The 16,195-nt window shown below is 52.7% G+C and carries 7 protein-coding genes; 2 read left to right on the top strand and 5 right to left on the bottom strand.

Going from position 1 to position 16,195, the window contains the following annotated elements; all coding sequences use genetic code 11:
* Positions 1–107: 107 nt before the first annotated feature.
* Both NST99_RS08690 and NST99_RS08685 read right to left on the bottom strand, forming a co-directional pair.
* The gene (locus NST99_RS08690; RefSeq protein ID WP_341091101.1) at positions 108–1,736 is read right to left on the bottom strand and encodes an S-layer homology domain-containing protein; all 1,629 of its coding nucleotides are present in this window, start codon (positions 1,734–1,736) and stop codon (positions 108–110) included.
* Between the two features lie 152 nt (positions 1,737–1,888).
* Positions 1,889–5,845 carry an endo-1,4-beta-xylanase gene (locus tag NST99_RS08685; protein WP_341091100.1) on the bottom strand — a complete coding sequence of 1,319 codons (3,957 nt, stop codon included), beginning with the start codon at positions 5,843–5,845 and terminating at the stop codon, positions 1,889–1,891.
* A 260-nt stretch (positions 5,846–6,105) separates the two neighbouring features.
* On the opposite strand from NST99_RS08685, the gene NST99_RS08680 reads away from it, so the two are divergent.
* Positions 6,106–7,236 carry a glycoside hydrolase family 88 protein gene (locus tag NST99_RS08680; protein WP_341091098.1) on the top strand — a complete coding sequence of 377 codons (1,131 nt, stop codon included), beginning with the start codon at positions 6,106–6,108 and terminating at the stop codon, positions 7,234–7,236.
* Between the two features lie 191 nt (positions 7,237–7,427).
* On the top strand, positions 7,428–8,288 hold the full coding sequence (locus NST99_RS08675) for an AraC family transcriptional regulator (RefSeq protein WP_341091096.1): 861 nt from the start codon (positions 7,428–7,430) through the stop codon (positions 8,286–8,288).
* A 464-nt stretch (positions 8,289–8,752) separates the two neighbouring features.
* Here the strand turns inward: NST99_RS08675 and NST99_RS08670 are convergent, their stop codons facing one another.
* The 3 genes from NST99_RS08670 to NST99_RS08660 are packed head-to-tail and all read right to left on the bottom strand — an operon-like array spanning position 8,753 to position 16,116.
* Positions 8,753–11,221: a GH36-type glycosyl hydrolase domain-containing protein gene (locus NST99_RS08670; protein ID WP_341091094.1), complete on the bottom strand. Its 2,469-nt coding sequence runs from the start codon at positions 11,219–11,221 to the stop codon at positions 8,753–8,755.
* 40 nt (positions 11,222–11,261) lie between these two features.
* A complete protein-coding gene (locus tag NST99_RS08665; protein ID WP_341091092.1) occupies positions 11,262–15,443 on the bottom strand; it encodes a glycoside hydrolase family 2 protein in 4,182 nt (1,393 codons plus the stop codon).
* Positions 15,436–16,116, bottom strand: a complete 681-nt coding sequence (locus NST99_RS08660) for a hypothetical protein (protein WP_341091090.1) — start codon at positions 16,114–16,116, stop codon at positions 15,436–15,438. The genes NST99_RS08665 and NST99_RS08660 overlap by 8 nt, the downstream gene beginning before the upstream one ends.
* Positions 16,117–16,195 lie beyond the last annotated feature (79 nt).

Genomic DNA, 16,195 nt, shown 5'->3' with positions numbered 1-16,195 from the left:
CCGCTAACGTCTTGTTAAACGTTTAGATTGTTAAGTGACACCTAAAATATACCATAAGAAACTATCAGTAGGCAAGAGTTTTCCGTCAAGCTAAACCCCTTAATGAATCAAGGGGTTTTATTGGTTAAGAAGGAATAACTGTAATATTGCTCCGCATTACTCAGGCTTGTCCAAATATCTGGACTTTCCCCGCCTATGTACCAGTAGGCCACTCCCGCTAAATTTTTAGTAACAGCAAAATGATATTTGGCAATTAAAGAGCGCCCGTCCTCAATCCAAATCATGTGTTGCATAGCATTGTTCGTATAGCCGGCAACATATTGAGCCAATGATTCATTCCATAGCGGTTTCATCGAATAGGTATTGATCCTCTGATTTTGCTCAGTGAACGTAATGAATCCGGAGGATAAAACTGTTCCATTTGGCTTTAACATCCAGTCCCGGTTATAAAATGGCAGTGCCAATATGACCTTGTCATTTGATACAACCTTTAGCAAGGTTTCGAGTGCGTTTGTGATATAGGGAAGCGAAGCATTAGAGCCTGGATTGACACTTCCACCGTAATGCTCGTCGTAGCCCATCATTACTACATAATCCACTTGTTTGCCAAGCGCAGCGTAGTCAAATGCCTCCGTCCAATCCGTACCAAGATCAGGCGATACATCTATTGACAGCGTAGCATTAACGCCATGCAATCTTTCTGCTAATAAGGTAATAAAAGCTGTCAAATATTTCCGGTCCGTTGCCTTTACATTCTCAAAATCTATATTTAGCCCATCAAGGCCATATTTACTTACTATCGCTGCTAATTGGGTTATTACAGTATTCCTTGCTGTTATGCTAGATAACATTAGATGAGTAGCTTCTTGATCGGACCGGTTACCGACCATCGCCCAAATTTCTTTGTCCTTCGTCTTTGCCCACGAAACAAGCGGGATTTCCGTTGAATCCGTTACAATCCCAGTTCCCCCTACAAAATACCACCGTGGAGACAAGATGTTCACATTCGATTTCAGAATAGTGCTCTTATACTCTGCGGTTGTTTGTCCATACTGCCAGCCGATAACAATCTGTTTTTGCGGCTCGTTCTCAAGCTCTGCGGCCCAGCTTTTATTTTGCAGCACCCGATAAATAAGTACAGTTGCTTCCTGCCTGGTAATTGCATCCGCTGGACGAAAATATCCTGTTTCATCGCCCTTCATTAATCCTAGCTTACTAACGGCGGCAACAGAATTACCAGCCCAAGCAGCAATATGATCACTATCCTTATATGCTGTCAGATTAGCGGTTTTGCTGTTCGTTTGTTGCAATGCACCAGCCATCCAAACAGCTGCCTCTTGTCTTGTAACTGCTCTCTTTGGTGCAAAGGTAGTCTCCGAGGTTCCACTTGCCAGGTTCAGCTGAACAGCCGCCTGAATTGGACCGTAATACCATTCATTCATTACAACATCTGTAAAAGCGGTTACTGGACTAGCCACTGGATCAAGCTTTAGCAAACGTTCCAGCACAGTAATAAATTCTGCTCTGGTCATAGACTTTGCTGGTGAGAAACTCGTCAACGAGGTTCCTGTAATAAGCTTTTTATTATATAAATTTATGATCTCTTTTTGGGCATAGCTTGTGTTTATATCATCAAAAGGCAGCCGTCCATCGGCCAATATATGCTGACAAAACATGCTTATCGAGCAAATGACGGCGGCGGCGGCTATGATGAATCTACCTAATATCGCCTTCACGAGATTCCTCCTATGAACTTCAATTTTAGAATTGTATCAAAGATAGAATCTTTATTCATTGATGAAATACTGGTAAATCACAGCAAAAAAACAGCCAGTCACCGGAAATTCCCCGGCGGCTGGCTGTTTAGGTTAAAAGCTGTAAATACAGATTACAAATTCCAAATGCGATACACAATAACTGCCGCTTCAGCGCGGGTGAGTGTATCGTCCGGTGCAAGCTTGCCGTCTTTGCCGCTGACAATTCCCAATTTCACCAGAGCCGCCAGGCTGTCTCTGGCATAATCAGCAATCCGGTCTGCATCCTGATAGGTTTCCAAAGATGCGCTGCCACTGGCCTTTTTGCCGGCTGCCGCCAGTGCGCGGTAAGCGATCACCATCATATCCTGGCGGGAAAGCTCACTGTTTGGCTTGAACATGTTGCCTTCATAGCCACTAACGATGCCTAATTGCTTCGCAATGGCAAGTTCATTTCTATAATCAGCATCTTTCTGAACATCACTGAAGGCATCACTATCCTGATCTGTACCCTTCAATTCAAGGGCTCGCACAAGAAGCGCGGTGAAGTCTGCTCTATTCATCGCTGTCTCCGGGGAGAAGCTGGTCTTTGAGGTTCCTTTGACGATATCCCGGGCAGCCATGGCAGCAACAGCCTGCTTTGCCCAAGACAGGTTCTCTATATCCTCAAAGCTCATAGGGTTATACGCAGCCGCGTAGGTGCCAAAATAAGTCGTTTGGAACACAAGTGCTCCGCTTGCGGCGTCATAACGGCCGTTCGGGATAGATATCATGCTGCCATTGGCTGCACGGTACCAAACGACGAGCAAATCCGTGTGGCCCAGCTCTTCCACTGTCGGCTTGTAAGGAACGGTTACCTTTACAGGCGCATTCGGGTTGTTCCATGCCACTGCCTGGCCGCCAGCTATAACGTTCAGCTCCATTACCGGACGATTGCCAATCCTATCACGGGCTACCGTATTCAAATTGTTTATTGAGGCCTGATTTACACGGATGGACACGGTGTCAGTATTTACTGTAGCACTGGACAGCATATTGCTCGGAACCTCGATAGCTGCTAAGTCTGTTTTTATCAAAAGTACATAGTTTTCCTGACTCTTCAAGCTTTGAGTAGGCAACTGCACTTCATATGAGGAGACGTTTGCTTGCTTCGGCACTTCGACTATGATCTGTTTCCGTCCATATGCTGCCGGAGTAGCTTGCTCAAGGGCTTTTTTCAGGTGATCGCCCGAAATCGCTGCCTTCGCCCCTCCGCTTTCGGTCTTCACTTCCGGTTTGATCGTCACCACGCCATCTTTGCTCTCAACGTTTCCTGCCTGCGGAATTGATCCGTTGCTACTGTTACTGTTATTACTGTTGTTATTGTTGCTGTTGCCGCCCTCGTTCGATTGGCCGGGTTTACCCGTAAGCGTAAGCACACCGTAAACGGAGGTGTCCTGATAACCATTGCCGGTTGTATCATTCCATGCGGCAACACTTTGCCGGGCCCCGTCTTTGGCGTCATTAATCTGTACGTCGAAACCGATCTTTTTGTCGTTGCTTGCTGAGATTTTTTTAAACGGAATCTTTACTTCAACTGTGTAGTTGGTTCCGGTAACCTTGGTCGATGATTCGAATCCGCCAGCGATCCCAGCCGGATTGAAGGAAGTCCCGTTATCAAAATTGACTCTGAACTGTCCGTCATCGTCTTGATAGAACGTCGTCTTCCCATTGTTTTCATCCAGGAAGATTTCGACGGAATCCTGTTCCCATACGTTCTTACTGCTCTTGTCCAGCTGCGCGTCGCTGACCTGAATCAAAACATACAGATTTTGATCATCCCAGAGGGTTTTGGCCACTCCGGCCGCGCCCTGCCATGCGATCTGGTACCGATTCACCGGCAACTCCGCCGCCTTGCTCCAGACAGCATCAACCGTCCCGTCAACTACAGGTGAAGCATAAACAGCGGTCGATTGGTTTGCGCCGGTAGAATCAGGTTTATGCTCCTCCATAAATTTACCGGGGTTGATAACCCCGTAGTAAGCCGGCTTGGCCTGCAGGTTCTTATCGAATAATAACGGATTAGCAGAAGCTCGCCAGCTCGTATGGTCGTCCAAGCCCCAGAAGGTAACACGCTTTATATTTGCGGCGTGAGTTTTGAAGAGCTCCATCAATTGCGCGTATAAATAGCCCTGGGCATTCGCAAGCTTCCCGGAAAGCTGATTGTTGCTCCCAGCCTGAATATCAAGCTCGGTGACGCTTACTTCTACGCCTAAGGAAATAAACTTCTCAAGTGACAGCTTTACGTTTTCAGGATTGGTGTTGACACTGTAGTGCCCCTGCATGCCGACGCCGTCGATGAGACGTTTTCCCGGATGTGTAAGCGCATACCTATCATTGATGGCTTTGACCATGTTATAAATGGCTGCCGCTTTATTCTGGTTATCTTCGTTGTAATCGTTGTAGTACAGCTTGATATTCCAATCTGGATGTTGGTCCAGCACTTCTCTTGCCGCCAGGAAGGCCTGCTCTACATAATCTGTGCCAATGGCACTCTTCCAAGGGGATTGACGCAGCGAGGTTTCCCAATCTGCCGGATTACCCGGATTATCGCTCATCGCTTCGTTCACGACATCCCAAGAGATCACCTTATCACCGAAATGTTCCACGACCGTTTTAATATGGGTCTGCAGATTTGCGAGCGCTTCGTCCCGCCCTAAGGGAAGGCTATTTCCTTCAGCATCCTTTGTCGTATTCATCCACACGGGAGATTGCTGATGCCATACCAGCACATGCCCATGCATCAACATCCCTTCAGCCCGTACCTTAGCAACCATGGAATCCGCAGCGTCAAAGGTAAAATTGCCCTTCGCCGGCTGCAGCGCATCCGGTTTCATCGCGTTTCCTGCGGTAGCGGCATTGTGATGCATTTTAAGCAGCTCCAGCCGTACACCTTCCAGATCCTCGGCTGTTATCGCGTTGCCGATCAAAAAATCATTTTGATAGGCAGTCTTTACAGGAATGAGGTCCTTTTGTATGGCGATTGGACCTGTGCTTGTTTTCTCAAAATGGATGTCGTCGATATAGAAAGATGCCGCTGCGTTATTGGCGCTCTCGACATAGATGGTTAAATATTCGCCGCCCACGCTGTTATAGCGGTAGCTTCCCTCAAATTTAATCCAACCGTCGCTGGCACTGATTGTTTTGGGGGAAAGAGCTACATAATTCGCGCTGCTCCCAGTCCCGGTCTGCGTGGACAGCTGCAGCTGCGAGCTTGCGGGTTCGATCAGCTTGACCCAGGCCGAAATGTTATATTCGCTGCCCTGGTCCACATACTTCTCCACACGCAAGGACGGCCCATGCCACGTAGCTGTTCTGCACTCTACTTTCAAGGCATAGGAACCATCCTCAGTATGATTCTCTGTATCTGTAAGAGTCAGCTTCTCAGTCCCGGCTCTGCCTCCAAAACCGCCGGTAGTCTGATCCTCAAAGGTGATGGCAGTGAACGGTAAAGCCGGTTCTCTGGGCGGTCCTTCTCCACCGTCCGAAGTGGCTTTCTCGGTGATGAGAAGGTCTCCGATATAGAAAGAAACCTCGGCCCCTGCTTTGTTGGAGTTCATACGCAAGGCCTGATCTGTGCTTGTATCGACGGTAAATTCCTTAGTCAGAGTAACGGCTTTGCCCGCTTCAAAATTCACTTCCGCATAATTTCCATAGCTGTTCACAGTTTGAAGTGCAGCACTCGCGCCGGTGGGCAGATTCACATTTGCATCCACATAAACAATTGAAGTCACCGTGTAGGTTTTTCCGTTTTCCAGGCCGAGCTCGCTGAATTTGAAATCAGCCGCGTCCCAGTTGTTTACTCTGTTGCTCACGTATAAAGCCGCTCCGTCTGCATTGCCTGCAAAAGACTTGCCGGTAACAGCCGTCAGGCTGGCACCTCCCGATTGAACAGCTTTGCCTGCACCAGCCGCAAAGGTTTCGTGATAAACCGTTTTCGTGACTTCCAGTTTCGGTGTTGCAGCTTGCGCAACCGGAGCAAGACAGCCTAACGGAATAAGCAGACTCGCCGCCAGTACTAACGAGAAGACCTGTTTAATCATTTTACTCATGCGTTACACTCCTTTGTATGAATTTGGGTTAGACAAGTTAAGCGCTTACAACTATGGAAAGCCGCCCCCTTTCTCACCCCAAATCGTAGCATAATGCAAAAAGTGCGTCTTACTCTAAATTAAAGATTGTACCGTGCTTTTTATATATCATTTGAATTGCGCTTAATCCGCAACTTACCTAAGAACTTGCACAACAAATCAACAAAATGATTGGCTTATAATAAACATAAGAACAATTGAGCGATACTATGGAGGTTATTATGAACTGGAAATCGGCGATTGAACAAACGTTGGCCACCACCCGCCTTAACATCAAGCGCTTCGGAGACCAATTTCCCATCGTAAGTCTTGGGGACGGCAAATATCATTTAACTGACCATACCAGCTGGACGGAAGGATTCTGGTCCGGGATATTATGGCTGAGCTACGAATACAGCAAGGACCCGGAGATTCATGCTGCAGCCATCAAAAGTGTGGACTCTCTCAAAAAACGCTTGGAGTCTGAACAGGGACTCGATCATCATGACATCGGCTTTTTATACTCGTTGTCCGCGAAGGCCCGCTGGATTGTCGATAAGGATGAAGACTCCCGTCTGCTGGCGCTGCATGCAGCCGATATTCTGATGAAACGCTGGCGGTCTGCCCCGCAGCTGTTTCAAGCCTGGGGACCGGAAGGCGATGATGCCAACGGGGGCCGGATTATCATTGACTGCCTGATGAATCTCCCTCTGCTCTATTGGGCTACTGAACAGACCGGGGACCACAGCTATGCCGACTATGCCAGCATTCAGGCTGAGAAAAGCCGCCGGTTCCTGGTGAGGGGAGATGACTCTTCCTACCATACTTTTTATTTTGATCAGGTAACGGGAAATGCTATCCGCGGAGGAACAGAACAGGGTTTCCAAGACGGTTCCACTTGGACGCGGGGACAGGCATGGGGGGTGTATGGCTTTGCCTTAGCTTACCGCCATCTCAAAGAACCATATTTCCTGGATACCTCAAAACGGCTTGCCCGTTATTTTCTGGAGCAGCTTCCGGAGGATTATGTTGCGTACTGGGATTTCGATGCTCCGCAAGGGCAGGACACCCCCCGCGACAGCTCGGCTTCCGCTATCTTTGTGTGCGGTATCCTTGAGCTGCTTGAACACTTGCCGGAAGATGATCCGGATCGGGCATTCCTCGACGAAGCGGTCCACAAATCTATAGCTTCCCTGGTGAAACGCTATTTCACTGCCGGCAGTCAGACTGAGGAGGGTTTTCTGAGGCATGGTTCCTATTCCGTCAGGGGAAATTCGTCTCCCGATGATTTCATGATCTGGGGTGACTATTTTTTCCTGGAAGCGCTGATGCGGCTGGAGCAAGGAATACCGGGATATTGGTACGAACGTTAAAGTGAATTTGGGCACCGGATAAGCTGAATCAACCTTACAACCGTATATGTAATCGCAAACCGGCAGGCTCCCCATCGGAGCTCTGCCGGTTTGATGTGCTATAAGGATTAATGGCGTTTCTATTAAACTATTTTATTTTTTATCTCCTGCTATTTATACTGTAAGTAAAAATGGTTGCAAGGGAGCGTTTCATGAACAGGAACGATCATACGCCCAAAGGGCTCGAACCCGGTCTACTGATGTACAAGTATAAATATGAAGATGAGGAATCCCATTGGTTTCACGCGCATAGAGGAATTGAGATACTGTACATATATAACGGTCATGGAGAAATCATGGTGGAGAATCAGACCTACCCCATTCAGGATCATACGCTGGTTTGGTTCCAGCCCTATCAGTTGCACCAAGTGATGGTTCCTCCGGCCCCCAACCGTTCTTATATTCGGACCAATCTGACCTTTGACCCCAGTTTTCTGGAGCATTATCTTACCGCTTTTCCTCTCCTTGAGAAGTTTTTCCGGAACATGTGGAAGGGCACTCTGCAGAGGCCGGTTTTCTATGCCATGAATAATACCCCGATTCTGGATTTGCTGGAGGAATTACATCATTCCGTAAATGATTCTGCCGCAAACAAAGAAGAAGATACCGGATTCCTGATACTTCAGCTGATGCGTTTGCTTCAAAAACAAGTGTCTGATGTCCAAACCGAAGACAATCCCATCCAGTCGCGTGGAGGCTCACATGTCGAACGGATTACCGACTGGCTGGACGAGCATTACAAGCAGCCCTTCAGCCTCGAAACGCTGGCTGCCAGTTTGCATCTGTCGCCTTACCACATTTCACATTTGTTCAAGCAATATGCCGGCATCACCCTGTCCGAATACTTGATTCAGCGGCGTGTCAGAGAGGCTTGCATACTGTTGGCCAATACCGGTAAGTCCATTCAGGAGATTGCTGTGGAGGTGGGCGATCTTTCCCCGTCATATTTCAGCCAGATGTTCAAAAAGATCAAAGGAATTTCACCGGACCAATATAGAAAAAGCATCCGCTGAATCCCTATCATAGGCTGGATCACCAATCCCATAATAATCACAAAAAATCGCCCCTTGGTAAAATGGAAGTGATGAGCAACCATTTCAAAAAGGGGCGATTTTCGTGCATGCAGTGACAAACAGGGTCAGTTAACCATTCCAGATGGATTGCGAGGCAGCACGTACCCGTTCTCTTCCTTGGCTGCTGCCCTAGCTGATTCGGACACCAGAGCCGCTATTTGCAGATATTCGGCACATTTCAGGTGCTTGCGGACACCAGTGACGTTATGACCTCATTTCGCACGTTACTTCCTGCTTGTGCGGCCAAATAACGTCTTTCCAGTCCGCGACGCTGCACGCACAATCTTTTTTCCACAAATAACGTCTCCTCAGTCCACGCCCTAATACAACGCCTAGATTGAAAGCAAAAAGATCAACCACAGTAGCATCCCATCCCTCGCCTGCCAGCGAAGATCAGCGGGATCCTACAGGAAAACTTCAACCTTGACGGACGAGCGTCCAGGGTACGGCGGGAGGATGTTGCCCTCCACCCGTTCTCCGTCAACGGTGATTTGTTTGACGCCTTTGCAGACCTTGCTTGCGTTCGTAACGGTGATGTCATAGTCACAGCCTCTGAAGCGCCGCTTCACCGTAAACCCTTCCCAATCTGCTGGAATGCAAGGCTCGATGGACAGGCCGCCCAGCACCGGCTTCACCCCCAGAATATACTGGGTGGCGGCGACATACATCCATGCAGCCGTTCCGGTTAGCCAGGACACGTTGGCGAGGCCGAACTTGTCAGACTCCGGCCCGAACAGGTTGGAGGCATAGACGTAGGGCTCTGCTTTGTAACGCCATAACCCTGCCTTGTCCATGGCCACATTCGGCAGCAGCTGGCGGTAATATTTGTAGGCCAAATCTCCCCGGCCCAGCATACATTCAGCTATAATAGCCCAAGTGTTGGCGTGGCAGAATACCGCTCCGTTCTCCCCCGTCCCCTTGTTGTAATTGGTCAAAGGGTCGGCGGGATCAGGAAAGCTGCTGATGGAAGGATGGATTTTTTTGATGCCAAGCTCCGTGTCCAGCATTTCGCGGACACTGTCCATCGCCCTCAGCCCCTTATCCCCATCCGCCATGCCGGACATCGTGGCCCAAGTCTGGGCATTGAGCCAGATTTTGGCCTCGTCGTGTTCATCGCTGCCGAGGAACCGGCCGTCGTCCATAATAGCCCGCCGGAACCATTGCCCGTCCCAGCCGATGCTGTTGACGAGTTTACGCTGCGCCTCATACATGGCTTCATATTGTGCGGCATGCTCCGGATGGCCTGCGGCGGCCGCAAGATCAACCATGCGCAGCAGCACCGTTCCAAGCTGCATCGCCGTCCAGATACTTTCGCCCCGCCCCTCACGGCATACGCGGAACAGCTGGTCGTTCCAGTCCGAGTGCAGCATCAGCGGGAAGCCGTTAGGCCCCAGCTTCGACGCCGTAAAGTCAACCGCTGCCTTCAAATGCTCATATACCGTGCCTTCGCCGCCGTCATAATAGGGCAGCTTGGCCTCCAGAAAAGCGGCATCTCCGGTTTCTGCAAGCAGATCCCATGCGGCAAGTGCGGTCCATAAATGGTCGTCGGAATGGATACTCGTTACCGGCTCCCAGCCTTCGTTCGGAAAGAAATAATGGTTAACATGACCGTCCTTGTACTGTTGGCCGAGCAAAAGCCGCAGCTTGTCAAAGGCAAGCTCCGTGTCGAAGGGCACAACCGCCAAAATATCCTGTGAGGTGTCCCGGTAGCCCACTCCGCGGAACGTGCCGGTGGCGTAAAAGGAAATGTTGCGTGAAAACAGAAAGTTACGGTGCGCCTGGTACGGATTCCAGATGTTGATCATCCGCTCGGCGTCCTTGTCCGGCAGCCGGCTCTCCCACGCTCCCAGATAGCCCGCCCAATTCTCTTTCAGCGCCCGGAAGGAGGATTCAACAAATCCGGCTTCCCGGGAGTGGGCTACGGCCCGTTCAACTTCCTGCTCATCCGCTGCGGTGCCGAGAAATACATTGATGGTGCGGCTCTCGCCCGGCTGCAGCGTAAGATTGAACTGCAGCGCACCACAGGGGTCCCCGCCCATCAGCGTCGATCCGGTGCAGCCGCCGTTCTCAATCGCTGCCGGGTTGGATTCGCTGCGGTAACAGCCGATAAATTCCTCGCGGTCGCCGTCATAGCCAGCTAGCGGTGTATCCGAAGCCAGATAGACCAGCGGCGTCTCTTCCGGTTTGGGCTGATTTTCGACCCCGTACCGGTACACCAGCGTTTCCGCTGGATGATATTGCACCGAAACCTGATGTTTGTTGTAGCATTGCCACTGCAGCTCGCGCATAAATTCCATCATGCCGAACTCGGCGTAGGCGTAAACCTTCAGTTCTTTCGCTACACTGCCCTGGTTGGACAAGGTTAGATTCCAGATCAGCGAGTTCTCGTATGGCCCGACAAAATACACCGTCCTGGCGGCGATACCGGCCCGCTTTGCCTCGAAGCGGGTATAACCCATGCCGTGGGCGCTTTTCCACTCCTCAGGTTTGTCCGAGGCGGGCTCGCTGGTCGGGCACCAGTACCCGCCCGTTTTTGCATCCTGCACATAGATATAGGGACCCGAACGGTCCATCGGCAGATGAAAGAAACGGTAACGGGTGATCCGCCAGATCTGGGGCGACTTATAAAAGGCCACACCACCCCCCGCATGCGACAGCATTGTGTGGAAGGTGCCGTTCGACAGGTAGTTCATCCACGGCGTAGGCATATCATGCCGTTTAAATTCAACTTCCTTCTCCTCGTCACAGAAGGTATAGTAATCCTTCGGCTCAGCGCGGTTTGTGCGTAATCCGCTTGACGGCAAGCCGCCTGTGTCCTCCTTATGTTCCTGCTGCCCGGATGGTTCAGCATGCTTGAAGTGTTCCGCTTTCACTGGGCTCCAGCTCCTTTATGATGATTATGATATAGATTATTTATTTCGGTTCGACCTCGTCCAGGGTCAGGCGGTATTCCAGGTCCTTCATATAGGTACCGCCCGTGTTCAGAAAGGTCAAACCGAAGGTCAGGTCACCACCGGTTCCATGCAGTATCGCGATCAGCACGTTGAGGCCGCCCCGCAGGGTAAGCTCCTGTTCAGGCTCCGCCACCCGCACGCCGTTCAAATAAATCTCATAAGGCACGGCTGTATTGACGCGCAGGTGTCCGCGGCGAAGTTGTCCCGGCACCCGCACAAAGCAGCTCAGAAACCACGGATCAAGCCCCGCATCCGCAATCCGCAGTGTTCCGTCGCCGGAACGCCGCTCTTTCTTCTGCATCCAGCCATAAAGGCCTTCGCCCAGATTATTCAAAGAAAACTCCGGATCGGTGTAGTAAGCCTTCATCTCCCCGTAATCGACATGGGGCGGACAAGGCAGCGCCATCGCCACTTCCATAGCCCACTCGCCGTCACCCTTCACGCTATCCAGTAAACCGTCGTCAAAGGACGCGCCCAGATTGGCGAGCAGGCGGGTATACAGGCGTAGCGCCTTGTCACTCCCGGGGTCTGTCAGCAGCTGTGAGCAGAATACGGAACCTGCCCCTGTCTTCACTTCGGCAAGGAATGTTCCAGCAGGACGTGTGTTTCTGCGGTTTAGCTCCACCAGTGCCAGGCGGCTGTATTCTGCCGTGTAGCCATGCACGAAATAGTCCTTCCATGGCGTGCCTTCAACACTGGTACAAAGAGCACAAGCGTCCGGCAGCTCCAGGCTGTTGAGGGCCAGCGCGCGGTTCATGACCTCGCGCGGCGACAGAAACACCTTGTCGAAGCCGAACAGGTCGACCGGGCTGAAGCCGCGCACGGCGGCGCGGGCGTAGTCCGCCGCCAAGTGATATGTCTCGTGCGGCACCACGCGCACGGGGCGGCCCAGCAGGCGGGCAAGCTCAGCCTGCTGGCGGTCCTCCGCCGGCAGGAGAAGCACCTGTCCGCCGGCTTCGGCATGACGCCGGAGCGCCTCGGCTGCCCCCGGCGCCTCAAGCATGCAGGCTTCGGCCACGATCAGGCCGAAGTCCTGCCCGTCCCCGGGCGCCGCTTCACCCGGCGCGTTACCCATTGCCGGCGCTGTCATATCCAGCGCCGTATACCGCAGCCGCAGCTTATCGAGGAACGCTGCGGCTTTCCCGCCGGGGCGCAGCAGCGCGGCCACCGGCCGGGCTTCAGCCCCGGCGTTGTCCCCGGCGCGCCCGGCGTAGGCCAGCAGGTTGCGCAGCAGCAGGCAGGCCTGCGGCACGCGGCCAATGTTCGCCATCAGCTCCAGCTGATTGGCCAGGAACAGGCCCTCCCCGCTGCGGTATTCCAGCAGCGGCGACCACAGATCACCGCCGTCGCCAAAATCGCCCGCGCTGCATTCCAGCAGCAGGGTGAAATCACCTGCGGCCGGCTTCTCGAAGGCGGCATGGACGATCGGCAGCGGACCCTCCTCGCGCAGCTCCTCATGCCAGAACATCAGATCCTCGTCGCCAAGTCCCTCCAGCACCGGATGCTGGTAATTGCCCGCATGGGCGCGGAGGAAGGGCCTGCGCGAGAGCGGCAGCCTGCCCAGCGAAAGCTGGGTCTGCTCCAGCAGCAGCAGCTTGCCGCCCCGCGCGACAAACGCCTTCAGCAGTGCCTCCAGTCCGCCATCCAGATCCTCGGCCTTGCTGCCGATAACGAGCAAATGATCGGCAGCAAGCCTGGCCAGTCCAGAACGGTTTACCTTTTCGCAGCCCGGAACAAGCCGGCGGATGTGTTCGTAATCCTCATCCCCTCCCCAATACACGGTCTGACGCTGTACATTCACGGGTTGGTTCAGCAGGCTTGCGGACATGATCCTGTATTCTAAGCGCAGCTCATGCACCCGCCGCTCGCCGTGAAACAGCACCGCCGTCAACACCGCCTGCTCTCCGGCTGCGGCGCGGAGCGGCATCCATTTCACCCCGATGACCTTATGCTCGGCGGGACTTTGGCGAAAGCCGAAACTTTGCTCATGGACGGTGCTTTTCCCCTGCCTGATAACGAATTCCACACGGACGTCCTGTGTAGAGAGCGTGTCGTTGTATACGTCGAAGCTGCGGCTGACCGGCGCATCGTCATAGAAGCAGCGATTGTACTCGGCGGCAATAATCGTAGCCGGCTTAAAAGCCTCAGCCATAATGCCAAAGGCTGGATTAGGCGTGTACAGCGGATAATCCTCCGGCAGCAGGCCGTTGTTGATTGAAAGCGAATAGGCCGGAATAAACTTTGGCTTCACGCCGGACATCCCCGGCTCGGAGGATGGCAGGACAATGTTCTGCTCCGGCATCGCCCGCATGAAATAATGGGCGAAATTGAAGGTGGAGATACCGGACACGCCCTGCCGTCTTGCATACTCCACAAACAGCCGCTCCTTCTGCGCCAGCCCCGCTGTGCTTTCGTCCGTACCGCGGTAGGCCTGCAGTCCAACATACATGCTGCTGTTTTGCGGACATATATACCACCAGCCGCCATGTTCCCCGAAAGTCAGCGGAACTGTGCGGTCCCACTGGCTGATCGTGCCGTCGATGTTGTAATGGCGGCTTTCCACCTCCGTATACACTTTGGGCAGCAGCCTGTTGTCTCCTTCGGCGATGATCGGACGGGTAGGATCAAGCTGGCGGATCGCAGCCATCAAGCCGGGCATATGCAGCTTGAAGCCGTCCCGTCCGTCCACCCAGCGCATTTCGTTCTGCAGACTCCAGAGAATAACAGACGGATGGTTTTTGTCGCGCTGCACTAGCCGCCGTACATGCTTCCGGCAGTTCTCTACAAAAGCGGGATGGTCGGCCAGCATGGATTTGCTCGAGCCATAAATCGCTGTCTCATCAACGATCAGCATGCCTTCTTCATCGGCGATCCGCACATAATCAGCCGGATATGGCTCGGCGTGAAGCCGGATACTGTTGACACCTACGGAGCGGCATATACGGTACCAGTTGCGGATGTACGCTTCCGTCTGCTGCGCCCCGCCTTGAAAATGCCAGGAATCGCCGCGTAAATTGACCGGAATGCCGTTCAGTATAAACTGCGGGCCTTCGCACCAGATTTCGCGGAAGCCGAAATCTTCCACACGCCGGTCGATGATCTCCTCTCCATGCAGCAGTTCCAGCACCGCACTGTATAGAAACGGCTCATCCGGGCTCCACAGCCTGGCACCGCTCCAGTCCATATTGAATGAGGCACAGTACACTGCCCCGGCCACTTCGTTTTCACATAGCCGGAGCGTCTCCACAGCGGCGCCATCGACTGGATGGGCCATGCATTCAGCAGAAAGGACTGGTGCAGATTCCAGATCAACTCCGCAACATTCCGGTCTGTCTGGCCGTAAGCTGGTACCGGCTTGCTCCGCTCCTGCCCCTTCAGATCCTGCGCTAGTTCTATCTGAAGATTCCAGCGCTTTCCGGCCCTCCTCAGACTGCCGCAGCACTCCTTTCTCCCGAATGCTCAGCTTTACGCGCAGCGGGCTGCGGGCCGCAGCACTTCCCGCTGCGGAGGCAACAGCATTCACCTCTATCCGCCCTTCCCGAACGGAAGTACGAATAGTTACATCCTCCAGCGACAGTGCCGGATAACCTTCCAGATATACATCCTGCCAAAGTCCACGGCAAATCCTTCCATACCAGGAACCCAAAAGTCCGGTTATTTTTTGCATGCCGTTTGGAAGCACCACTCTGTCGAATCCGCCGAACACGACATGCAGATGATGCTCCCGCCCCTGCACCACCAGGGAAGTAATGTCGAGCCTCAGCGGCAAGTAGCCGTCTTCCCAGACACCAATCTCCTGCCGGTCCAAATAAATGACGGCCTTCTGCATAATGCCGTCCAGCCGCAGCACGATCCGTTGACCGGCCATGCTCCCTGGAACCCGAAAGCTTCGATGCAGCACTCCCGCTTCAGCAGCATCCCATTCCTCCGGATAACCGTACAGCTCGAACGGGGCGTAGTCATACTCCTGGAATTTGCCGAATCGTTTGCCTTCCGGGAGCGGATAAGTCCGCCTCCAGCTGGAAGGAACCTGGATCTTTCGCGCTTCATAAACAATTTTTTCCGGCAGCCTGCGGCATTGCGGCTGATCGTACAGGGGCATGAAATCCCATTCCCCGTTTAGACATAGCAAATTACGCATCTCTTATTCCCAACTTTCCGGTGAAGGAGCGCACCTCAAGCACTAGATCGAGCTTCCGCCAAATATCCTGGCCGGCAGGGGCCCCTTCCCATTTGATAAAATGCGGCTCCATAATTTCGGCCCAGTTGTCCGGAGTAAGTGTTGTTTTCAGCCTTCCTTCATAAGGGGCAGGCTCACGCGTGGCCGGCTGCTCCGCATAAAAAAACAGCAGATTCTCATGGAGCCCGATAATTCCGTATTTATCTCCGTCACCCGGCTGTTCTTCCTGATATTGATAGTGGTAATACACATAGCTGGCGGCCTCTTCCGGCTTCAGCAGCGCAAGCCGTCCGTAAGGCTGGCCAGCAGCGTTTGAGCGCTCCCAATGCTGCGCTGAAACAGGTTGCTGATAATGAAAAATATCCGCCAGCGGCGCCCAGCGGCGACCCTGTTCCCCTCCCGGCCAAACTGCCAGCCGTTCTGAGGCTTCGGGCAGCAAACTTTCCGGCGGAACCGCCTCTTCCAGGCATTCATAATAAAGAAACAGCTGGCTGCTGCAGGCAAACAGGCTCAGATTGACCACGTTGAGATGTTCCATCGCTTCGGCGAGCGAAGATGAGACCTCTTGGCTCCGAAAAAAAGAAGTAAGTTCCTTGCCCCTGAGCCCCTCGGCCCTGTATAAACAGCGCTTCATGCCGAACCTCCCTTTCACTTGTTTTCCCTATCATGTTACCGCATACAAATCTTCTTCGCCTTGACGATCGGGACCTTAT

Origin of the sequence: Paenibacillus sp. FSL L8-0470 (assembly GCF_038008625.1) — a bacterium.
In the GTDB taxonomy this organism is placed as follows: domain Bacteria; phylum Bacillota; class Bacilli; order Paenibacillales; family Paenibacillaceae; genus Paenibacillus_AQ.
Note: the sequence above shows the minus strand (reverse complement) of the source record. Positions and strands in the feature narration are given on the sequence as shown.

Bases quoted from the DNA above. Each gene is read 5' to 3' on its own strand.
- NST99_RS08685 (WP_341091100.1), bottom strand. From the start codon at position 5,845: ATGAGTAAAATGATTAAACAGGTCTTCTCGTTAGTACTGGCGGCGAGT.
- NST99_RS08680 (WP_341091098.1), top strand. From the start codon at position 6,106: ATGAACTGGAAATCGGCGATTGAACAAACGTTGGCCACCACCCGCCTT.
- NST99_RS08675 (WP_341091096.1), top strand. From the start codon at position 7,428: ATGAACAGGAACGATCATACGCCCAAAGGGCTCGAACCCGGTCTACTG.
- NST99_RS08665 (WP_341091092.1), bottom strand. From the start codon at position 15,443: ATGCGTAATTTGCTATGTCTAAACGGGGAATGGGATTTCATGCCCCTG.
- NST99_RS08660 (WP_341091090.1), bottom strand. From the start codon at position 16,116: ATGAAGCGCTGTTTATACAGGGCCGAGGGGCTCAGGGGCAAGGAACTT.